Genomic DNA, 20239 nt, shown 5'->3' with positions numbered 1-20239 from the left:
ACCTTGTCTTGATTTTGAATTTGGATCCGGCGGGAGCCGGATCAGGCTTGCGCGGCCTGCTCCGGGCCCGCGTCCTCGGAAGCGGCGAGAGCCGGCTCCTCGGGAGCGACTTCGGCGGCGCCGAGATCGGCGCCCCGACCAGCCGACGAGCGCGAGATGCCGTCGATGGCGGCGCGCGACACGAGCGAGCAGTAGAGTTCGAGCGCGCGGGCGGCGTCGTCATTGCCCGGGATCGGGAAGTCGACCACGTCGGGATCGGAGTTGGTGTCGACGATGGCGACCACCGGGATGCCGAGGCGGCGAGCCTCCTTGATGGCGTTGGCTTCCTTGTTCGTGTCGATGACGAACAGCAGGTTGGGCAGGTTGCCCATGTCCTTGATGCCGCCCAGATCGCGCTCCAGCCGGTCGCGCTCGCGATCGAGGAGCAGGCGCTCCTTCTTGGTCAGGCCTTCGGCGCCCTCGGCAAGCTGGGCCTCGAGTTCGCGCAGACGGCTGATCGAGTGCGAAATGGTCTGCCAGTTGGTCAGCGTGCCGCCGAGCCAGCGGGAATTGACGAAATACTGGGCGGACTGGCGCGCCGCCTCGGCGACGACCGGGGCTGCCTGGCGCTTGGTGCCCACGAACAGGACGCGGCCGCCATCGGCAACCGTGTCGGAAACCAGCTGCAGCGCGCGCTGCAGGAGCGGCACCGACTGGCTGAGGTCGAGAATATGGATGTCGTTGCGCAGGCCGAAGATGTAGCGCTCCATCTTCGGGTTCCAGCGGTGCTTCTGGTGGCCGAAGTGAACGCCGGCTTCGAGCAGCTGGCGCATAGAGAATTCGGGCAGTGCCATGAGGCAAGTCTCCTTGACCGGTTGTGCCGCCGCAAGGCATTGCGACGGGGTCCCCCGCCACCGGATGGAACTCGGCCGTGTTGCCGGAGCGCCTGCCTTGCGTGTGAATTACGCCAGGATCATTCCGGGCGCGTGGGCGATATAGGGTATTCGTGCCGCCGGCGCAAGGCCGCCGGGACCGGAAGCGCGGCTCCGGTCAGCTCAACCTGACATCGACCACGCCGTCCAGCGCCTTGATGCCGCCGGCGATTTCGGCCGAGAGGCGGAAACCGCCCTTGAGCTCGATCTCGTACTCCCTGGTGCCGTGGTCGCGCGAGACGATGAAGATGACCTGCCCTTCGCCACCGGGCTTGAGTTGCGAGCGGATGGAGGGCAGGCAGCGCTCGTTGCCGGCGAACACGGTCAGGCGCCGTCCGACCTTCTCGGCCGCGTGGGCGAGGGCTTCGGCGCTGATCAGCCTTAGGCTGATGCCGTCGGGACGTTCGTCCGCTTCCACCGTCAGGATGACGGAATTGCCGGCGACGAGCACGTCGCCGTACTGGCCCAGTTGCTCGGAAAAGGCGATGCATTCGTAGCCGCCGCTCGGATCCGAAAGGGCCATGATCGCCATCGGCGCGCCCTTGCGGGTGCGGCGATCGTTACGCGACGAGATGGTGCCGGCGAGCCGCCCTGCCCGCACTCCCTCCTTCACTGCGCGCTCGAAATCCAGCCAGCTCTGCACGCGCAGGCGCTCGAACAGCTCGGCGTACTGGTCGAGTGGATGGCCCGACAGGTGGAAGCCGATCGCCGCGCGCTCGCGCTCGAGCCGCTCGGGGGGAAGCCATGCAGCGACATTGGCGGTCAGCAGGATCGGCTCCGGGCGATCCGAGGCGAACATGTCGACGATGCCGTCCGCCGCGTTGGCGTTGGTGCGCTGCGCCGTGGCGACGATCGCATCGATGGCGGCGAAGGCCTGTTCCCGCCTCGGGACCAGTTGATCGAAGGCGCCGGCATTGACCAGCGTCTCCAGCGTCCGCCGGTTGATGATGCGCGGATCGACACGGGTCGCGAAATCGGCGAGGTCGGCAAAGGGCCGATCGCCGCGTGCGGCCACGATGTGCTCGGCCACCGCCTGGCCGACGCCCTTCACCGCGCCGATGGCGTAGAACACCTTGCCCTCGTGGGTATCGAACACCGCGTCGGAGCGGTTGACGCAGGGCGGGACGACGTCGATGCCGTGCTTGGCCGCGTCGCGCCGAAATTCGTCCAGCTTGTCGGTGTTGCCCATGTCGAGGGTCATCGTCGCCGCGAAGAACTCGTGCGGGTAGTGCGCCTTGAGATAGGCCGTCTGGTAGCTGACCAGCGCATAGGTCGCCGCGTGGCTCTTGTTGAAGCCGTAATTGGCGAATTTGGCGAGAAGGTCGAAGATGGTGTCGGCGGCGTCCTTCGTCAAACCGTAGCGGACGGCGCCGTCGCGGAAGCGGACGCGCTGGGCGTCCATTTCCGACTTGATCTTCTTGCCCATGGCGCGGCGCAGCAGATCGGCCTCGCCGAGCGAGTAGCCCGAGAGGATCTGGGCGATCTGCATCACCTGTTCCTGGTAGACGATGATGCCCTGCGTCTCCTCGAGCACGTCCTTCAGCGCCTCGTGCGGATACTCGACCTCGTCGCGGCCATGCTTGCGGTCGTTGAACAACGGAATGTTGTCCATCGGCCCCGGCCGGTACAGCGCCACCAGGGCGATGAGGTCCTCGAAGCGATCGGGCTTCATGTCGATCAGCGCCCGGCGCATGCCGGCGCCTTCCACCTGGAACACGCCGGCAGTATCGGCGGTCTGGTACAGCCGGTAGGTCTTCTTGTCGTCGAGCGGGATGTCCTCGATGCGGAAATCGCCGCCGCCGCGGTTGATCATGTCGACGGCGCGCTTGATCGTGGTCAGCGTCTTGAGACCGAGGAAATCGAACTTCACCAGCCCGGCCGATTCCGACCACTTCATGTTGTACTGGCTGACCGGCATGTCGGAACGCGGATCGCGATAGAGCGGCGCCAATTCCTGCAGCGGCCGGTCGCCGATCACGATGCCGGCGGCATGCGTCGAGGCGTGGCGGTAGAGGCCTTCGAGCTTGCGGCCGATGGCGAGGAGTTCGGCCACCTGTTCGTCCTCGTCGGCCATCGCCCGCAGTTGCGGCACCTCGTTGAGGGCGCGCTCCAGCGTCCACGGGTCGGACGGGTTGGCCGGCACCAGTTTGGCGATGCGGTCGACCTGGCCATAGGGCATCTGCAGCACGCGGCCGACGTCGCGCAGCACGGCGCGCGCCTGCAGCGTTCCGAAGGTGATGATCTGCGCCACCTGCTCGCTGCCGTACTTGCGCTGCACGTAGCGGATCACCTCCTCCCGCCGGTCCTGGCAGAAATCGATGTCGAAGTCGGGCATCGAGACGCGTTCCGGATTGAGGAAGCGCTCGAACAGCAGGTTGTAGCGCAGCGGATCGAGGTCGGTGATGGTGGTGGCCCAGGCTACGAGAGACCCGGCGCCTGAACCGCGCCCCGGCCCGACGGGAATTCCCTGCGACTTGGCCCACTGGATGAAGTCGGCCACGATCAGGAAATAGCCGGGGTATTTCATCCGCTCGATGATGCCCAGCTCATACTCCAGCCGCTCACGGTAGTCCTGCTCGCTCCGGCCGGGCGCCGGCCCGACGGTCGCGAGGCGGCGGTCGAGCCCGGCGCGCGCCATTTCGCCCAGCGCCCGCGCCTCGGCGGCGACGGCTTCGCTGTCGTTGAGTTCCGGCGCGGCGGCGAACTTGGGCAGCACCGGATCGCGCTTCCGGGGCCGGTAGCTGACGCGCTGCGCGATCTCGACGGAATTGGCCAGCGCCTCGGGCAGGTCGGCGAACAGCGTCTCCATCTCTGCCCGCGTCTTGAAATAGTGCTGGTCGGAGAGTTTGCGCCGCTCGGTCTGCGCCAGCACGGAGCCGGCGGCGATGGCCAATAGCGCGTCATGCGCCTCGAAATCGTCGCGCCCAGGGAAGAAGGGCTCGTTGGTCGCGACCAGGGGAATGCCGTTGAGATAGGCGTAATCGATCAGTTGCGCCTCGTTGAGCGCTTCCTGCCGGCGCCCATGGCGCTGCAGCTCGACATAGAAGCGGTCGCCGAACAAGTCGTGCAACGTGCGCAGTCGCTGATGCGCATGGGCGTCGAGGCCGTTGGCGAAATAGGGATCGACTGCGCCCTCTGGTCCGCCGCTGAGGCAGATGATGCCGGACAGGCTGTCGCGATCGAGCCATGCCAGTCGTGCCGCCGGCTTGCCCGGCTCGCCCTCGATATAGGCCTTGCTGACCAGGCGGGAGAGATTGCCGAAGCCGCGCTCGTCGGCGGCGATGAGCACCACCCCGCCCTTGCCGAACTGGCCGTGGGCGTGGCTGCGCTCCTGCGCGCGGTCTTCGGTCTCGCCGAAATCGAGGGCCAGCTCGCAGCCGATCAGCGGCTGGATGCCCTTTCCGGCCGCTTTCTCGGAGAATTCCAGCGCGCCGAACAGGTTGTTGGTGTCGGCGATGCCCAGTGCGGGTTGCTTGTCGGCCTTTGCCAGTTCGAGCAGGCGGCCAAGCGGCAGCGCCCCCTCAAGGAGCGAATACGCCGAGTGCACGTGCAGGTGAACGAAGCCGGGGCCAGCCATGGTCAGTCCTTAGCCCCTCCGCCTGGATGGCGCCACGCTGGCACGGAGCAATCCACAACCCTCACAGCAAGCGGGCAGCGATGTCGACCCAGGTCAGGGAAGCGACGGAGAAGCCGCCGAGCGCCAGGAACGCGAGCAGGTCTTTCACGAAAGCGAGCATCATTAACCTCCTTGGTTGCTGCTTTGTTCTTGTATCGTTCTCGTCTGTTCCCGTCCAGCAACATCGCTGTAACCGTGAATCCAGGGTTAACGACACTGGCCGGTGGCCCGCGGCTGCGCTATCGATGGACTCATGAGCCAGTACGAAAAAGCCGAGCGCCTGCGGGCGCTGCACGCCCGGCCGGGCCTGTTCGTCATTCCCAACCCGTGGGATGCCGGCACGGCACGGCTCCTTGCGGGCATGGGATTCGAGGCCCTGGCGACGACGAGCGCCGGACTCGCCTACGCCCTCGGCCGGCCGGACGGCATGGGCCGGGTGAGCCGCGAGGAGACGCTCGCCAACGCCGCGCAGATCGTCGACGCCACCGACCTGCCGGTGAGCGCAGATCTCGAGAACGGCTTCGGTGATCGGCCGGAAGACGCCGCCGAGACGATCCAGCAGGCGGCCGAGGTCGGGCTCGTGGGAGGCTCGATAGAAGACGCGACGGGCAACCCATCTGCGCCGATCTATGATTTCGCCCTTGCCGTTGAGCGGGTGGCGGCTGCCGTCGAGGCCGCGCGCCGGCTGCCCTTCCCGTTCACCTTCGTCGCGCGGGCCGAGAATTTCCTCCACGGCCGGCCGGATCTCGACGACACCATCCGCCGCCTGCAGGCCTACGAGGCCGCGGGGGCCGACGTGCTGTTCGCACCCGGCCTGCCCTCGCTCGCGGCGATCCGGGACGTGTGCGCGTCGGTGGGCAAGCCGGTGAACGTCGTCATCGGCAGCGTCAACTATCCGCTGGTCGAACTCGCGGCCGCCGGCGTCAAGCGCGTGAGCACCGGCAGCAGCCTCGCGCGTGCCGCGCTGCAGGGGCTACGCGGTGCCGCGGGAGAAATCCTCGCAAGCGGCACTTTCGGCTACGCCGCAGCATCGTTCTCGTATGGGGAAGCCAACACCCTCATGGACGCGACCGGGGGCTGAGCCGCCCGCCGCGGCTTACCCGCGCAGGAACTCCAGCACCCGCACGGCCGCGTCGAATTCAAGCCGGCGCCGCTGGCGGCGCGCGGCGGCTTCCTCGTCGCGGCCCCAGATGCGGGCATTGAAGTCCTCGTCGACATGCGCCGCCTGCCAGACCTGGTCGGCGTCCAGAAGCCCGTGGCGCAGTGCGAGGGCGAGCAACCCCGACCCCGTAAGGTTGGTGATCGAGGCGAGCGCGGTCAGAGCGAGAAGGCCCTCCCCTTCGAGCGCCTGCCCGAGGCGTGCCAGCGTCGCCTCGGGCTGGCGCTGGTGCATGATGCCGATGGTCGGCTGGAAACCGACGCCGAAATGCCGGGCAAGCCTGACCAGGGCATCGTCCCACAGGCGTTCCTGCTCGGCGATCAGTTCCTGCGGCGTGTCGGCGCGGTAGAGCAGCAGATCGCTGCCCGTATAGCTGACGATCTCCTCGCGGAGCGCGGCGACCCGGTCCTCCCCGCCTTCGATGGCAGCGTTGACCAGCCGGCCGACGGGCATCGTGGCGGGATCGATGAACTCGCCCTGTGCCTCCCACTCGGCCGCGATCGCCGCTGCCAGGGCGGCGACGGGCACGACGACCGGCTTCATCCCCGGCGTCCTAATGGCCTTGCCGTCAAGCGCGATGGCGAAGCCGCCGGCAACCGGGACGGCCGCGACCGCCTTGTAGAAGCGCTTGGGGAGGACAGGCCTGGCGTGGGCCTGGGCGCGCCCGTAGCCGTCTTCGCGGTGGGCGTGCGCATCCTCGAGGAATTCACGCATCGTGCCGCCCCAGGAGTTCGGCAATGGAGTCGTCGATTTCGGCGAAGCTGTCGATGATGATGTGGGCGCCGGCGCCGATCAGGTCCTGGCGTTCATGGTAGCCCCAGCCGACCCCGATGGCCCAGGCCCCGGCCGCGCGGGCAAGCTCCATGTCGAAGGAGGTGTCCCCGACCATCACCACCTCATGCGGCGCCGCGCCCGTCTCCGACATGGCCCTGAGCAGCATGCCGGGGTGCGGCTTGGATGGGTTGTGGTCGGGGGTCTGCAGGGTGACGAAGCGGTCGGCGATGGCGTGCTGGGCGAGAATGCGGTTGACGCCGGTGAGCCCCTTGCCGGTGGCGATGCCGAGGAGGTTTCCCGCCGCCCCGTGCAGACGTTCGACGGCCTCGCGTGCACCCGGGTAGAATTCCTCGCGTCCCGTCTCGCGCGCCAGCGCGTTGCGGTAGTTCTGCTTGTAGCTGGTGACGAGCCCGTCGATCAGGACAGCGTCTTCGGTCGCGGCGAGCTGACCGATGGCCACTGGCAGCGACAGCCCGATGATGCGCCGGACGTCCGCCTGCGCGGGCGCGGCAAGCCCGGCCAACGCGAACGCCGATGCCATATGCTCGGCGATCAGGCCGTAGGTATCGATGAGCGTGCCATCCATGTCGAACATGATGAGCGGCAAGGGAGAACTCCGTTTGCCGCGCTCAAACCACAAAACGCGGGGCGTGTCACCACGCCCCGCGTCGACGTGATCGTTCAGTCGACCGCGAAGCAGTAGAAATAGCCGTTGCCGCCGGTGCCGATCAGGGCCTCCTGGCTGCAGCCGCGCGAGGCGTGCGAGGCGTTCCACGACTTTGCCTCCGCCGAGTCGTCGAGGCCCATGCGGTCGGAATGCCCGACCATCGCCTGGCCGTCGCCATTGCTCGTCCAGTCGCTGCAGGTCATCCCGGCGGCCAGGGTCCCGTCGGCGTTGCTGCCGGTCAGGATGTCGTGCTGGTTGGGATCATCGCCCCTGCCCTTGACCATTTCGCCCGTTTCGGTGAGCACGGTCTGCTTGGTGATGTTGTTGGCGTCGCTGTGCAACGCGGCGACGTCCTGGGCGATGGTCTCGCCCTTCGCATTCAGCCACGGCCCCGTGCCGATGCGGTCGCGGGCGTTTTCACCTTCCGCGCTGAGATAGGCTTTCCACGTCTTTCCGGTGGACCCGGCCGCCTCCGCCAGTTGCTGGCAATGCGCGTCGGCGCCGGCGAGGCCGCCCAGATTGGCCCCGTCACCCGACCCGGAACTGGTGACGAAAAAGCTCATCGTCGTGGCGTCCTGGCCGATGGCCGCGGGGATCGCGGCGACGAGCAGGGCCGCGGCGGTGGCGGCGAAAAGCACTGGTTTCATTGGTCGCTCCCTGTCGAGGCCCGGAATGGGCCGACCGGGTAACGCCGGTGCGGCGCAGAAATTCCATGCTCGCGCAGTTGTGACCGTTACTCCGCTTCGGGGTCCTGGTCCCGGACGTCGTAGCGGTCGGCGTCGAAACCGAGGGCATCGAAGCTCTGCTGCATGTGCGGGGGGAGCGGAGCAGAAACGTCGAGAACCTTGCCACTGCGCAGCGGGAGGGCGATCCGCCGGGCGTGCAGGTGCAGGCCCTCGCCGAGCCCCGGGGCCGGTTCCCAGTTCTCGATGTTGAAATAGCGCGGGTCGCCGATGATGGGCGTGCCGAGTTGGGCCATGTGGACGCGCAGCTGGTGGGTGCGGCCGGTGACCGGCTTCAGCGTCACCCATGCGAAGCGCCGTCCCGCAATATCGGTGACCGAATAATAGCTGGTCGAATGCACCGCACCGGGGTGCCCGTTCTCGACCACCACCATCTGCTCGCCGTCGGCGGTCGCCTGCTTGGCGAGGAAGCAGGAAATCCGGCCCTGCTTGGGTTGCGGATTGCCGGCGACGACGGCCCAGTAGATCTTGCGGGCGGAGCGCGATCGAAAGACCGTGCCGAAATGGCTGGCCGCCGCCTTGGTCTTGGCGACGACGAGGCAGCCGGAGGTGTCGCGATCGAGCCGGTGCACCAGCCGCGGGGCCTCCCCCTTGCGGTTGGGCAGGCTCTTGAGCAGCCCGTCCAGGTGACGCTTCGTGCCCGTGCCGCCCTGCGAGGCCAACCCGTGCGGCTTGTTGAACACGTAGATGTCGTCGTCCTCGTAGAGGATCAGCGACCGCAGGAATTCCGCGTCCTTGCTGCTCACGACCGGCCTGGCCTGGGGCGGCGCCGCCTCGATCGGCGGAATGCGCACCACCTGCCCGGCGACGAGCCGCGTGCTGGTCTTGATCCGTCCCCCGTCGACGCGAACCTGGCCGGTGCGGATCATCTTCTGCAAGGGGCCGAAGCCCAGTTGCGGGAAATGCGTCGCGAACCAGCGGTCGAGACGCATGCCGTCCTCGTCGCGGGCGACGGTCTGCAGGCGAACGCCGCTCACGCCCCCATCCTCGCCACCACCAGCCCGGCGAAAAGCGCCATGACGGACAGCGCCACCGACAGCACGATGTACAGCACCGACTGTCCCCACTGCCCGCGCTCCACGAGCGAGATCACGTCGAGGGAGAAGCTGGAAAAGGTGGTGAAGCCGCCCAGCACCCCGATGGCGACAAACAGGCGTATCTCGCTCTGCATGGGCGGCAGGGTACGCGCCAGGATGCCGACCAGCAGGCCCATCGCCAGCGAACCGGCGACATTGACGAACAAGGTCGCGTAGGGAAACGGCGTCGGCCAGACGCGGCCGGCCAGGCTGGACACGCCGTAACGCAGCATGGCGCCCAGCGCTCCGCCGGCGCCCACGAGGAGAAAGGCCTGCATCGATGTCTCCGGCCGGGCCCTCAACCGCCCTGCTCTTCGGCCTTCTTTGACCGCAGGCGGGCGAAATACTCAAGCCGCTTCTTGATCTCGCGCTCGAAGCCGCGCTCCACGGGGCGGTAGAACTCGCGCCGGCCGATCTTTTCGGGGAAGTACTCCTGGCCGGAGAACCCTTCGGGCGTGTCGTGGTCGTAGATGTAGCCCTCGCCATAGCCCTGCCCCTGCATGAGCTTGGTGGGGGCGTTGAGAATGGCCATGGGCGGCATCGGCGAGCCCGTCGCCTTCGCCAGCGCGGCGGCTTCCTTGAAGGCGGTATAGACCGCGTTCGACTTGGGCGCGGCCGCGAGGTAGACCACCACCTGGGCCAGCGCCAACTCCCCCTCCGGGGAGCCGAGCATCTGGTAGGCGTCGCGCGCCGCCACCGCGAGCGGCAGCGCCTGCGGGTCGGCCATGCCGATGTCCTCGACCGCCATGCGGATCAGCCGGCGGGCCAGGAACAGCGGGTCCTCGCCGGCGTCGAGCATGCGCGCGAAATAGTACAGGGCGGCGTCGGGATCGGAGCCGCGCACGGTCTTGTGCAGGGCCGAAATCAGGTTGTAGTGACCGTCCTGCTTCTTGTCGTAGATCGGCGCGCGCCGCTGCACCACCCGCAGCAGTCCGGCGGGATCCAGGATCTCACCCGGCCGGGTGGCGGCAAAGACCTCCTCGATCAGTCCCAGCAGCGCCCGCCCGTCGCCGTCGGCAAGCCCGTAGAGCGCCGTGCGGGCTTCCTCGTCCAGCGGAAGCTTCTGGCCCAGCGCCGCCTCGGCACGCTCGGCCAGCGCCGCGAGATCCTCCGGCACCAGCGATTCGAAGCGCAGCACCTGGCTGCGCGACAGCAACGCGGCATTGAGTTCGAAGCTGGGGTTCTCGGTGGTGGCCCCGACCAGCACCACGGTGCCGTCTTCCATGACCGGCAGGAAGCCGTCCTGCTGGGCCCGGTTGAAGCGGTGGATCTCGTCGACGAAGAGCAGGGTGCGGCGGCCCGCGAGGCGTTCAAAGCGCGCCTCCTCGAACACCTTCTTGAGATCGGCGACGCCCGAGAAGACGGCCGAAATCTGCTTGAAGACGTAGGCGGTCTCGTTGGCGAGCAGGCGTGCCACCGTGGTCTTGCCGGTCCCCGGAGGCCCCCACAGGATCAGCGAGCCAAGCCGCCCTGATGCAATCATCCGGCGCAACGTGCCGTCAGGACCCAGCAGATGGCGCTGCCCGATCACCTCGTCGAGCGACATCGGCCGAAGCCTGTCGGCCAGTGGCCGGTTGCGGTCGCCTTCCTCGGCCGAGTCGGGCGAATGTGCGAAAAGATCGGTCATGCTCAGCCGCTGACGAAGGAGCGGAACACGCGGCCGCCCCGTTGCAGCACGATCTGCCAGGACTCGGGCCGGGCATTGGCGGTGCTGCGGAAATCCGCCGCCGTCGCGATGTCGCGGCCGTTGAGGCTGAGGATGATGTCGCCCACCCTGAGGCCCATGCGATCGGCCGGCGAGCCCGTCTCCACCTTGCGCACGACGACGCCGCGGGCGTTGTATCCGAGCCCGAGTTCCTGGGCCACCGGAGCGGTAATGGTCTCGACGGTGGTGCCGGCAAAACGGGTGTTGCCATCGACGCCGGCGACCTCGGCGGGGGGTGGCGCCTCGAGCTTGAGCGCCACGCTGGCCTCGGCGCCGTCGCGGAAATAGACGATCTCGACGGTGCTGCCGACGGGCTTCGTGGCCAACCTGAAATCGAAGGCACTGGGCTGGTCGACGGCGAAGCCGTCGGCCGACAGGATGACGTCGCCGGGCCGGAAACCGGCGCGCTCGGCGGAACTGCCGGGCGCGATCTCGGTGATGAGCGCGCCGCGCGGCCGCTCGAGCCCGAGGCTGTTGGCGATGTCGGTGGTCACATCCTGCAGCCGCGCGCCGAACCACGGCCGGACGATGTCGCCGCCGGCGATACCGGCCTGCGCCACCACGCGGGCCATGTTGGCGGGAATGGCGAAGCCGATGCCGATGGAGCCACCGCTGCGGGTAAAGATCGCCGTGTTGATGCCGACGAGACGGCCGTCGAGGTCGACGAGGGCGCCGCCTGAATTGCCCGGATTGATGGCGGCATCGGTCTGGATGAAGAACTCGTAGTTCGAGCTCTCGACGCCGGTGCGGGCGAGGGCCGAGACGATGCCGCTGGTGACCGTCTGGCCGACGCCGAAGGGATTGCCGATGGCGAGCACGAGGTCCCCGACCTCGAGGGCGTCGGAATTGCCGAAATCGACCGCCGGGAAACTGGCGCCGCCCGCATTGCGGATGCGCAGTACGGCGAGATCCGTCTTGGGGTCATCGAGAACGAGGTCCACAGAGAACTCGCGGCCGTCGGCCACCGAGATACGGATGTCGGTCGCGCCGTTGACCACGTGGCTGTTGGTGAGCACCACGCCCGAAGGGTCGACGATGACTCCCGAGCCGAGCGACTGCGACTCCCGGGGGCGCTGCTGGAAGAACGGGCCATCGCCACCGAAGAAGCGCTGGAAGAAGGGATCGTTGGCGAAGGGCGATACGCTCTGCTGGGTTACGGTCGTCGCATAGACATTGACGACCGACGGCGCCACCGCCTTGACCACCGGCGCAAAGCTGAGTTGCAGCTGTTCCCGGCTCTGCGGCAACTCGCGCGGCGCGGCGGCTTCCATGGCAGGTTGCGGGGCCGGGGCGCCTTCGCCGTTCTGTGCCAGCGTCATGGCGAAATGGCTGGCGGCGACCCCGATCAGGGCGCTCGCGGCGGCGACGACGACAAGGCGTTTGAGCATGTATGGCGCTCCTGTGCTCACGGTTCCATGAGATTGGGTGCATCGCCTCTTGTGGCAAGAGGAATCCGCCGCTTCCCGCCTGGCGCATGCACCCCGCCATGGCGTGTGCAGACGCGAGGAATATCATTTGCGCGCAGGGTCAATGATCCCTATATGCAGCCCTCGTTTCGACCCCCCGCCACGAAAGGGATGCGCCGATGACCGAGTCGCCCACGGTGTACACCAATACTTCGACGCTGATCGCGGCGGAAGCGCCGGACTTCCCGAGTTTCCTGTTCTCCGAGAAGGAGCTGCACCGGGCGACCAAGGTCTTCAAGAAGGGTTTCGACGGGCTGCTGACCTACGCGGTCAAGTGCAATCCCTCCCCCCATATCCTCGGCCAGCTGCACCGCGAGGGGCTGAAGGCGTTCGATGTCGCCTCCAACCGGGAGATGGAACTGGTGCGCGAGCATGCGCCGGGCGCCGCCATGCACTACAACAATCCGATCAAGAACAAGCGCGAGATTACCCGCGCCTACGAGGAGTTCGGCATCCGCTCCTACACCATCGACCACCCCTCGCAGCTCGACCAGCTGGCGGCCGTCGTGTCGCCGTCGAAGGACATCGAGGTGACGACGCGGTTCAAGGCGGGCAAGGCACTCAAATCCTACGATTTCGGCATCAAGTTCGGCGTCATGGAACAGGGCGCGGTCGAGATCGTGCAGATGGTGGAGCAGATGGGCTATACCCCGAGCCTGTGCTTCCATGTCGGCTCGCAGTGCGAGGACGCCTATGCCTACGAACGCCACATCGCGGCCGCTGCGCGGATCGCCGGCGAGTCCGGCATCACGCTGAGGCGCCTCAACATCGGCGGCGGCTACCCTGCCCCCTACCCCACCAGCGAAGCGCCGCCGATGGACCACTACTTCGAGACGATCGCCAGGGCGGTCGAGGACAATTTCGGCAAGTCGAAGCCGGAGCTCATCATCGAGCCCGGGCGCGCGCTGGTGACCTCCTCGACGTCGCTGCTGCTGCGCGTCAAGCACCAGCGCGGCGGCGTTTCGGTCTATCTCAATGACGGCGCCTACGGGGCGCTTATGGAGGTCAAGTTCATGCACTTCACGCCGCCGGTCCGGGTGTGGCGTGGCGCCCGGGTGCACGACAATGACGGCCAGTTCGAGGGCTTCACGCTCTGGGGGCCGACCTGCGACAGCTATGACGTGCTGCCGCAGACCTTTACCCTGCCGTCCGACATCGACGAGGACGACTGGGTCGAGTTCGGGCTGATGGGCGCCTATACTCAGGCGTCGCTGACCCCGTTCAACGGCTTCGACCGGCGCGACCAGTACTGGGTCGAGGAAGTCTATACCGGCAAGGAACTGCAGCCGGCGCAATAGCCGCCGCGCCGGCCTCGCTACGTCCTGCCCGGCACCAGCCCGAGGCGGATGGCACTCTCGGCAGTATCGATGATCGACTGGCGGGCGGGGATGTATTTGCGCCCCATCAGCGCCTCCCCCTTCGCCCCGTCGAAAATCTTCTCGTTGCCGATATCGTTTATGATCTGCCGCGTCGGACCGCCGAAACGCGCCATGAGCTTGATGATCCAGTCCGGAACGCGCCTGGCGGTGATGTTGCGGTCCGGATAGGCCTGCCGCAGGATTTCGGCAATTTGGGGGAACGGCACGTACTCCGCCGTCGCGAGGTAGCGCTGCCCGGCCGCTGCCGGATCCTCGAGCGCGGCCACGTGCATGGCAGCCACGTCGCGCACGTCGACGATGGAGAAGCCATTGCTCGGCAAGGCCGGGGTGCGGCCGTCGAACAGGCCCGTCACCATGCCGATCGAGATGCTGGCATCGTCATCGAGAGCGGGGCCGATAATGGCCCCTGGATGAATGGTGGTCAGCCGGAGGCCATTGGCCCGGGCGAACTCCCAGGCGGCACGCTCGGCCGTGGTCTTGCCGACGCAATAGGCCCAGGTCCAGCGCATGTTGCCGAGATCCGTGAAGTGCTCCTCGGTATAGACGCGCCTGCCGGTCGTATGGCCATGGCCATAGCCGACGGTGGCGATGGACGAGGTCAGGATGCAGCGCCGGATGCCGGCGGCGTGGGCGAAACGAAGGACCCGTGCCGTCCCCTCTACCGCCGGGCGCACCACGAGGCTCGCGTCCTTCGGCTCGTCGCTGCGGATGGCGGCGGCGATGTGCATGACCGCGTCCATACCCTGCATCGCCTCGGTCCAGCCGGCATCGTCGAGCAGGTCGGTTTCGACCAGCTCCAGCCGGGCCAGCACCCCCTCGCCCGCCTGTGCAGATGCCGCGGCGCGGACCTGCGCGGCTTTCGCCAGCGAACGCACCGTCCCTCGAACCGGGTAGCCGGCCTTGAGCAGCTCGATCAGCGTCCATTTGCCCACGAAGCCGCTCGCCCCGGTTATCAGCACCCGCCCCTTTTCGAGCATGTCGTTTCTCCTCCACAACCGGACACAGCGGCATGTCACCACGCTCCGCCGCGCCGTGGAACCACCCCGCGAAAAAAAGGCGGCCCGGAAATCCGAGCCGCCTTGAACGTTGCCGTCGCGTCGACGCCGCTTATGCGGCCTCGGACTCGTCCGCCCCGCCCCCCTGTACCGGGCCGGAATCCTGCCCCTTGGCGTCCACGTCGCGATCGACGAATTCGATCACCGCCTGCGGCGCGCTGTCGCCGTAGCGATAGCCGGCCTTCAGGATGCGGATATAGCCGCCCTGGCGGTCCTTGTAGCGCGGGCCGAGCACGGCGAAGAGCTTGGCCACCTGGGTCTCGTCGCGCACCTGCGCGATGGCCTGGCGGCGGGCGTGCAGATCGCCGCGCTTGCCGAGCGTGATCAGCTTCTCCACGATCGGACGCAGTTCCTTGGCCTTGGGCAAGGTGGTGACGATCTGCTCGTGCTTGATCAGCGCCGCAGACATGTTGGCGAACATGGCCTTGCGATGGCTCGAAGTCCGGTTGAGCTTACGGTTGGAATTGCCGTGGCGCATTGTTGTAACTCCCTAAACGTGTGAGCCCGCGCGATCAGTAGTGATCTTCGTAGCGCTTGGCGAGATCGTCGATGTTTTCCGGCGGCCAGTTGGCGACGTCCATTCCCAGGTGCAGGCCCATCTGGGCGAGCACTTCCTTGATTTCGTTGAGCGACTTGCGCCCGAAATTGGGAGTGCGAAGCATCTCGGCCTCGGTCTTCTGGATGAGATCGCCGATATAGACGATGTTGTCGTTCTTGAGGCAGTTGGCCGAGCGGACGGAAAGCTCGAGCTCGTCGACCTTCTTGAGCAGCGCCGGGTTGAAGGCCAGCTCGGGCACGGCCTCGGCGGCCTTCTCCTTGCTCGGCTCCTCGAAGTTGACGAAGACGGTCAGCTGGTCCTGCAGGATGCGGGCCGCGTAGGCCACGGCGTCCTCCGGCGAAATGGCGCCATTGGTCTCCACGGTCAGCGTCAGCTTGTCCTTGTCGAGGCTCTCGCCGGCGCGGGTGGCATCGACCTTGTAGGAGACGCGGCGCACGGGGGAGAACAGCGCATCGACGGGAATGTAGCCGATCGGAGCATCATCGGGCCGGTTGCGGTCGGCGGGAACGTAACCTTTGCCGGTATTGACCGTGAACTCGATGTTGATCTCGGCGCCATCGTCGAGATTGCAGATCACCAGTTCCGGATTGAGCACCTCGATATCGCCGGTGACCTTGATGTCGCCGGCCGTCACCGCGCCCGGGCCCTGCCGCGACAGCGTCAGGCGCTTGGGCCCTTCGGCATTCATCCTGATGGCGATTTCCTTGACGTTGAGCACGAGGTCGGTAATGTCCTCGCGTACGCCCGGGACGGACGAGAACTCGTGCAGCACGCCGTCGATCTGGATGGCCGTGACCGCAGCACCCTGCAGCGACGAGAGCAGCACCCGGCGCAGTGCGTTGCCGAGGGTGAGACCGTAGCCGCGCTCGAGCGGCTCGGCCACGACCGAGGCCACGCGCGCGTTGTCAGTACCCGAAACGATATCCAGTTTGGTCGGCTTGATCAGTTCCTGCCAGTTCTTCTGGATGGTCACGGTAAAGTCCTTTCATCTGCGCGGTCCGCCAATACCGCTCAATCCGCAATAGCAATGTCGGCCCCGGCCGTGGCAAGCCGGGCGAAGACCCCGAGATCACACGCGGCGGCGCTTGCGCGGCCGGCAGCCGTTGTGGGGGATCGAAGTGACATCGCGAATGCTGGTGACGTTGAAGCCGGCAGCCTGCAGCGCGCGCAGCGCCGACTCGCGCCCCGAACCGGGCCCGCGAACCTCGACCTCGAGGGTCTTCATGCCGTGCTCCTGGGCCTTGCGGGCGGCGTCTTCGGCCGCGACCTGGGCGGCATAAGGGGTAGACTTGCGCGACCCCTTGAAACCCATCACGCCCGACGAGGACCACGAAATCGTGTTGCCCTGCACGTCGGTGATGGTGACCATGGTGTTGTTGAAGGAGGCGTTCACGTGGGCGACGCCATTGGTGATGTTCTTGCGTTCCTTGCGACGAACGCGAGTGGTCTCGGTCTTTGCCATCTATTCCTCTGTTCGATATCAGCGCTGCCCCGGACCGGATGCCCAGGCAGCTCCACCGAAGGACCGGAAGGTCCTTATTTCTTCTTGCCGGCGATCGGCTTGGCCGGCCCCTTGCGGGTGCGCGCATTGGTATGCGTGCGCTGGCCGCGGACCGGCAGGCCCTTGCGGTGCCTGAGACCGCGATAGTTGCCGAGGTCCATGAGCCGCTTGATGTTCATCGCCACGTTGCGGCGGAGGTCACCTTCCACGACGTAGTCGCGGTCGATGGTCTCGCGGATCTGGATGACTTCCGCGTCGGTGAGTTCGTTGACGCGGCGCTCGGCCGGGATCCCGACCTTCGCGCAGATATCCTCGGCGAACTTGTCGCCGATCCCATGAATGTACTGCAGCGCGATGACCACGCGCTTGTTCGTCGGGATATTGACGCCAGCAATACGAGCCACGTCTGCTCTCCTTTAGTCGACCGGGCCTGATCCCGTGCCGTTTCCTAACAACAACAAGGGACCGGAGTCCGACCCCTCACCTAACTGAGGAACCGAATCCAGCCCAATAATCCATGAGACTGGCGCGGTTCTATGGGCTGGCCTTGCCAATGTCAACTGGCGAACGCGGCCCTGCCGGAATACTAGTTATGCACCGCCCGACGGATCGCGGCGGTCACCTCCTCGACCGACTGCATCCCATCCACGGACTTCACCAGCCCCTTTGCGTGATAGTAATCGACGAGGGGCGCCGTCTGCTCGCGATAGACCTCGAGCCGCTTGCGCAGCACCTCTTCGTTGTCGTCGCCGCGGGCGACGCCGGATTCCTTGGCGCGGTTGACGATACGGCCGACCAGCACGTCGGGATCGGCGGTGAGTTCGATCACCGCATCGAGGGCCATGCCCTTCTCCGCCAGCATCTGCTCGAGCGCCTCCGCCTGCGCGATGGTGCGGGGAAAGCCGTCGAGGATGAAGCCTCCCTTGGCGTCCTCGGCGTCGAGGCGCTCCGAAACGATGCCGTTCACGATCTCGTCGGACACCAGGTCGCCCCGGTCCATGATCTCCTTGGCCGCCAGTCCCATCGGCGTCCGCGCCGCGATCGCCGAGCGCAAAATGTCCCCGGTCGACAGCTGCGGGATGCCATAGGCCTCGACCAGGATCTTGGCCTGCGTCCCCTTGCCGGCCCCCGGCGGTCCCAGAAGGATCAGTCTCATTTCCTCTTGCCTCCCAAGCGCGAACGTTTCACCAGCCCCTCGTACTGCTGGGCAATCAGGTGACTCTGGATCTGGCTGACCGTGTCGAGCGTCACCGTGACCATGATGAGCAGCGAGGTGCCGCCCAGGAACTGGCTGACGTTGAGCTGGCTGACGAGCACTTCGGGAATGAGGCAGACCACCGTGAGATAGATCGCGCCGATGACGGTGATGCGGGTCAGCACGTAATCGATGTGCTGGGCCGTCCGCTCGCCCGGCCGGATGCCGGGGATGAAGCCGCCCGAGCGCTTCAGGTTGTCCGCCGTGTCGGCCGGATTGAAGACGATGGAGGTATAGAAGAACGTGAAGAAGATGATCGAGACCGTAAAGAAGGCCAGATAGAGCGGCTGGCCGCGGCCGAGCACCGCCGCCGTGACCTGCAGCCATTGTGGGGCATCGCCCTGGGCGGCGAAGGACGCGATGGTGGCGGGAAGAAGCAGCAGCGAAGAGGCGAAGATCGGCGGGATCACGCCCGAGGTGTTGAGCTTCAGCGGCAGGTGCGAGGTGTCGCCCTGGAACATCTTGTTGCCGACCTGGCGCTTCGGATACTGGATCAGCAACCGGCGCTGAGCCCGCTCGAAGAAGACGATGACGGCCACGACGACGATCGCCAGAACCAGCATGCCCGCCGCCGCCAGCGGCGGAATGGCGCCTTCGGCACTCAATTGCAGCGTCTGCGCGATGGTGACCGGCAGGTTGGCGACGATGCCCGCGAAGATGATGAGCGAGATGCCGTTGCCGACGCCGCGCGAGGTGATCTGCTCGCCCAGCCACATCAGGAACATGGTGCCGCCCACCAGCGTGATCACGGTGGACAGGCGGAAGAACCAGCCGGGATTGAGCACCACGCCCTGGCTGGCCTCGAGCCCGATAGCAATGCCGTAGGCCTGCACGGCGCAGAATGCGACGGTGAGGTAGCGCGTATACTGGTTGATCTTGCGCCGGCCGCTCTCCCCCTCCTTCTTCAACGCCTCGAGCTTGGGAGACGCCGTCGTGATCACCTGGATGACGATCGACGCCGTGATGTAGGGGATGAGGTTGAGGGCAAAGATGGCCATGCGCTCAACGGCACCGCCGGCGAACATGTTGAACATGCCGACGACGCCCTGCTGCGCATTCTTGAAGGTTTCCGCGTAGGCATCCGGGTCGATGCCGGGCAACGGGATATACGTGCCCAGACGGTAGACGAGCAGCGCCCCCAGGGTGAACCAGATGCGCTGCTGCAGAGCCTTCGCCTTGGCGAAGGTGCCGAAATTGAGATTCTTTGCCAGTTGCTCGGCTGCGGACGCCATGGTTGCTCCCTTCGAGGTGGGCGGGAAAACGCGGGGTCCGGCGCTTAGGCCTCGGCCTTCGTTTCCGCCACTGGCATATCGACCTTGCCGCCTGCGGCTTCAATGGCGGCAATCGCGCCCTTGGAGGCGTGGGCAACCTTGAACGTCACCTTCTTCGCCGAGAAGCCCGCGCCCCCGATCAGGCGCACGCCGTCCTTCTCGCGGCGGATGACGCCGGCCTTCACCAGCGCCGCAGCATCCACCACGCCCTTGTGGTCGAGCTTGCCGGAGTCGATGTAGGCCTGGATGCGGTCGAGGCGGATGGCGTTCCACTTCTTGGGGTTGGGCACGTTGAAGCCGCGCTTGGGCATGCGCATGTGCAAGGGCATCTGACCGCCCTCGAAGCCGTTGATGGCCACGCCCGAGCGCGCCGTCTGGCCCTTGCCGCCGCGGCCACCGGTCTTGCCCTTGCCCGAGCCGATGCCGCGCCCGATGCGGACGCGGGTCTTGGAGGCACCAGGATTGTCGCGGAGTTCGTTCAGACGCGTCATTTGCGTGGTCCTATTCTTACTTCTCGCCGACGACGCGGACGAGGTGGGGCAGCTTGTCGATCATGCCGCGCACTTCGGGAGTGTCCTTGAGCGTCGACTGCTTGCGCATCTTGTTGAGCCCGAGCCCGATCAGGGTCGCGCGCTGGTCCTTCTTGCGGCGGATCGGGCTACCGATCTGCTCGACGGTTACGGTCTTGTCGGCCATGGCAATTCTCCGGAAGGCGCTGGTCAGGACTCGGGCGCAGCCTCGCCGCGGCGAGCCTGCAGTTCCGATACCTTGAGGCCGCGGCGCGCCGCGACCGAACGCGGGCTGTCGACGCGCTTCAGCGCATCGAAGGTGGCCCGCACCATGTTGTAGGGGTTGGCCGTGCCCTGCGACTTGGCAACGATGTCGTTGATGCCAAGCGTCTCGAACACAGCGCGCATCGGACCGCCGGCGATGATGCCGGTACCCGGAACGGCGGCACGCAGGATGACCTTGCCGGCGCCGTGGCGACCCTGCACGTCGTGGTGCAGTGTGCGCGCATCGCGCAGCGGCACGCGGATCATCTGGCGCTTAGCCTGCTCGGTAGCCTTACGGATCGCTTCTGGCACTTCACGGGCCTTGCCGT

At 66.8% G+C, this 20239-nt stretch carries 21 protein-coding genes; 2 read left to right on the top strand and 19 right to left on the bottom strand.

Translation table 11 applies throughout. From position 1 onward, the window contains the following. Window positions 1-41 precede the first annotated feature (41 nt). A complete protein-coding gene (rpsB, locus tag VGD93_RS13690) occupies window positions 42-833 on the bottom strand; it encodes a 30S ribosomal protein S2 (RefSeq protein ID WP_395012715.1) in 792 nt (263 codons plus the stop codon). Between the two features lie 196 nt (window positions 834-1029). Next, the gene (gene dnaE / locus VGD93_RS13685) at window positions 1030-4488 is read right to left on the bottom strand and encodes a DNA polymerase III subunit alpha (protein WP_395012714.1); all 3459 of its coding nucleotides are present in this window, start codon (window positions 4486-4488) and stop codon (window positions 1030-1032) included. 292 nt (window positions 4489-4780) lie between these two features. Between dnaE and VGD93_RS13680 the strand changes: the two genes are divergently transcribed. Continuing rightward, window positions 4781-5608 carry an isocitrate lyase/PEP mutase family protein gene (locus VGD93_RS13680; RefSeq protein ID WP_395012713.1) on the top strand — a complete coding sequence of 276 codons (828 nt, stop codon included), beginning with the start codon at window positions 4781-4783 and terminating at the stop codon, window positions 5606-5608. A gap of 15 nt (window positions 5609-5623) precedes the next feature. On the opposite strand, the gene VGD93_RS13675 is transcribed toward VGD93_RS13680, so the two are convergent. The 7 genes from VGD93_RS13675 to VGD93_RS13645 form a co-directional block, all read right to left on the bottom strand. Further along, entirely contained in the window at window positions 5624-6400 is a 777-nt protein-coding gene (locus tag VGD93_RS13675) for an ATP12 family chaperone protein (RefSeq protein ID WP_395012712.1), read from the bottom strand. Continuing rightward, a complete protein-coding gene (locus VGD93_RS13670; RefSeq protein ID WP_395012711.1) occupies window positions 6393-7067 on the bottom strand; it encodes an HAD-IA family hydrolase in 675 nt (224 codons plus the stop codon). Before VGD93_RS13670 ends, VGD93_RS13675 begins: the two co-directional genes overlap by 8 nt. A gap of 74 nt (window positions 7068-7141) precedes the next feature. Then, window positions 7142-7774 carry a DUF1554 domain-containing protein gene (locus tag VGD93_RS13665; protein ID WP_395012710.1) on the bottom strand — a complete coding sequence of 211 codons (633 nt, stop codon included), beginning with the start codon at window positions 7772-7774 and terminating at the stop codon, window positions 7142-7144. Between the two features lie 86 nt (window positions 7775-7860). Beyond that, a complete protein-coding gene (locus VGD93_RS13660; RefSeq protein WP_395012709.1) occupies window positions 7861-8847 on the bottom strand; it encodes an RluA family pseudouridine synthase in 987 nt (328 codons plus the stop codon). Continuing rightward, window positions 8844-9224: a fluoride efflux transporter CrcB gene (crcB, locus tag VGD93_RS13655; RefSeq protein WP_395012708.1), complete on the bottom strand. Its 381-nt coding sequence runs from the start codon at window positions 9222-9224 to the stop codon at window positions 8844-8846. The genes VGD93_RS13660 and crcB overlap by 4 nt, the downstream gene beginning before the upstream one ends. A 20-nt stretch (window positions 9225-9244) precedes the next feature. Further along, a complete protein-coding gene (locus tag VGD93_RS13650) occupies window positions 9245-10573 on the bottom strand; it encodes a replication-associated recombination protein A (RefSeq protein WP_395012707.1) in 1329 nt (442 codons plus the stop codon). Between the two features lie 2 nt (window positions 10574-10575). Next, entirely contained in the window at window positions 10576-12039 is a 1464-nt protein-coding gene (locus VGD93_RS13645; RefSeq protein WP_395012706.1) for a DegQ family serine endoprotease, read from the bottom strand. 197 nt (window positions 12040-12236) lie between these two features. On the opposite strand from VGD93_RS13645, the gene VGD93_RS13640 reads away from it, so the two are divergent. Further along, window positions 12237-13415, top strand: coding sequence for a hypothetical protein (locus tag VGD93_RS13640; protein ID WP_395012705.1), 1179 nt, complete (start codon window positions 12237-12239; stop codon window positions 13413-13415). 17 nt (window positions 13416-13432) lie between these two features. On the opposite strand, the gene VGD93_RS13635 is transcribed toward VGD93_RS13640, so the two are convergent. The 10 genes from VGD93_RS13635 to VGD93_RS13590 all read right to left on the bottom strand — a co-directional run. Next, the gene (locus VGD93_RS13635; protein ID WP_395012704.1) at window positions 13433-14473 is read right to left on the bottom strand and encodes an NAD-dependent epimerase/dehydratase family protein; all 1041 of its coding nucleotides are present in this window, start codon (window positions 14471-14473) and stop codon (window positions 13433-13435) included. Window positions 14474-14603: 130 nt separating this feature from the next. Beyond that, a complete protein-coding gene (gene rplQ, locus VGD93_RS13630; protein ID WP_395012703.1) occupies window positions 14604-15029 on the bottom strand; it encodes a 50S ribosomal protein L17 in 426 nt (141 codons plus the stop codon). Window positions 15030-15063: 34 nt separating this feature from the next. Then, the gene (locus VGD93_RS13625) at window positions 15064-16083 is read right to left on the bottom strand and encodes a DNA-directed RNA polymerase subunit alpha (protein ID WP_395012702.1); all 1020 of its coding nucleotides are present in this window, start codon (window positions 16081-16083) and stop codon (window positions 15064-15066) included. 96 nt (window positions 16084-16179) lie between these two features. Continuing rightward, window positions 16180-16572 carry a 30S ribosomal protein S11 gene (gene rpsK, locus VGD93_RS13620; RefSeq protein ID WP_395012701.1) on the bottom strand — a complete coding sequence of 131 codons (393 nt, stop codon included), beginning with the start codon at window positions 16570-16572 and terminating at the stop codon, window positions 16180-16182. Window positions 16573-16646: 74 nt separating this feature from the next. Further along, on the bottom strand, window positions 16647-17015 hold the full coding sequence (gene rpsM / locus VGD93_RS13615; protein WP_395012700.1) for a 30S ribosomal protein S13: 369 nt from the start codon (window positions 17013-17015) through the stop codon (window positions 16647-16649). Between the two features lie 182 nt (window positions 17016-17197). Beyond that, window positions 17198-17767: an adenylate kinase gene (locus VGD93_RS13610; protein WP_395012699.1), complete on the bottom strand. Its 570-nt coding sequence runs from the start codon at window positions 17765-17767 to the stop codon at window positions 17198-17200. Continuing rightward, window positions 17764-19098 (bottom strand): preprotein translocase subunit SecY, encoded by a 1335-nt coding sequence (gene secY / locus VGD93_RS13605; RefSeq protein WP_395012698.1) that lies wholly within the window; start codon window positions 19096-19098, stop codon window positions 17764-17766. Before secY ends, VGD93_RS13610 begins: the two co-directional genes overlap by 4 nt. Window positions 19099-19142: 44 nt before the next feature. Continuing rightward, on the bottom strand, window positions 19143-19628 hold the full coding sequence (rplO, locus tag VGD93_RS13600; RefSeq protein ID WP_395012697.1) for a 50S ribosomal protein L15: 486 nt from the start codon (window positions 19626-19628) through the stop codon (window positions 19143-19145). A gap of 16 nt (window positions 19629-19644) precedes the next feature. After that, a complete protein-coding gene (rpmD, locus tag VGD93_RS13595; protein WP_395012696.1) occupies window positions 19645-19833 on the bottom strand; it encodes a 50S ribosomal protein L30 in 189 nt (62 codons plus the stop codon). Between the two features lie 23 nt (window positions 19834-19856). After that, window positions 19857-20239: 30S ribosomal protein S5 (locus VGD93_RS13590; RefSeq protein ID WP_395012695.1), on the bottom strand; the 383-nt coding region annotated here is incomplete at its 5' end.

The organism is Devosia sp., assembly GCF_036406155.1.
GTDB lineage: Bacteria > Pseudomonadota > Alphaproteobacteria > Rhizobiales > Devosiaceae > Devosia_A.
This window is presented reverse-complemented; position numbering and strand designations above follow the sequence as displayed.

Coding starts and splice junctions, on each gene's coding strand:
- VGD93_RS13640 (WP_395012705.1), top strand. CDS start 12,237: ATGACCGAGTCGCCCACGGTGTACACCAATACTTCGACGCTGATCGCG.
- VGD93_RS13650 (WP_395012707.1), bottom strand. CDS start 10,573: ATGACCGATCTTTTCGCACATTCGCCCGACTCGGCCGAGGAAGGCGAC.
- secY (WP_395012698.1), bottom strand. CDS start 19,098: ATGGCGTCCGCAGCCGAGCAACTGGCAAAGAATCTCAATTTCGGCACC.
- rplQ (WP_395012703.1), bottom strand. CDS start 15,029: ATGCGCCACGGCAATTCCAACCGTAAGCTCAACCGGACTTCGAGCCAT.
- VGD93_RS13665 (WP_395012710.1), bottom strand. CDS start 7,774: ATGAAACCAGTGCTTTTCGCCGCCACCGCCGCGGCCCTGCTCGTCGCC.
- rpsB (WP_395012715.1), bottom strand. CDS start 833: ATGGCACTGCCCGAATTCTCTATGCGCCAGCTGCTCGAAGCCGGCGTT.
- VGD93_RS13675 (WP_395012712.1), bottom strand. CDS start 6,400: ATGCGTGAATTCCTCGAGGATGCGCACGCCCACCGCGAAGACGGCTAC.
- crcB (WP_395012708.1), bottom strand. CDS start 9,224: ATGCAGGCCTTTCTCCTCGTGGGCGCCGGCGGAGCGCTGGGCGCCATG.
- VGD93_RS13610 (WP_395012699.1), bottom strand. CDS start 17,767: ATGAGACTGATCCTTCTGGGACCGCCGGGGGCCGGCAAGGGGACGCAG.
- VGD93_RS13645 (WP_395012706.1), bottom strand. CDS start 12,039: ATGCTCAAACGCCTTGTCGTCGTCGCCGCCGCGAGCGCCCTGATCGGG.
- rpsK (WP_395012701.1), bottom strand. CDS start 16,572: ATGGCAAAGACCGAGACCACTCGCGTTCGTCGCAAGGAACGCAAGAAC.
- rpmD (WP_395012696.1), bottom strand. CDS start 19,833: ATGGCCGACAAGACCGTAACCGTCGAGCAGATCGGTAGCCCGATCCGC.
- VGD93_RS13635 (WP_395012704.1), bottom strand. CDS start 14,473: ATGCTCGAAAAGGGGCGGGTGCTGATAACCGGGGCGAGCGGCTTCGTG.
- rplO (WP_395012697.1), bottom strand. CDS start 19,628: ATGACGCGTCTGAACGAACTCCGCGACAATCCTGGTGCCTCCAAGACC.
- dnaE (WP_395012714.1), bottom strand. CDS start 4,488: ATGGCTGGCCCCGGCTTCGTTCACCTGCACGTGCACTCGGCGTATTCG.
- VGD93_RS13680 (WP_395012713.1), top strand. CDS start 4,781: ATGAGCCAGTACGAAAAAGCCGAGCGCCTGCGGGCGCTGCACGCCCGG.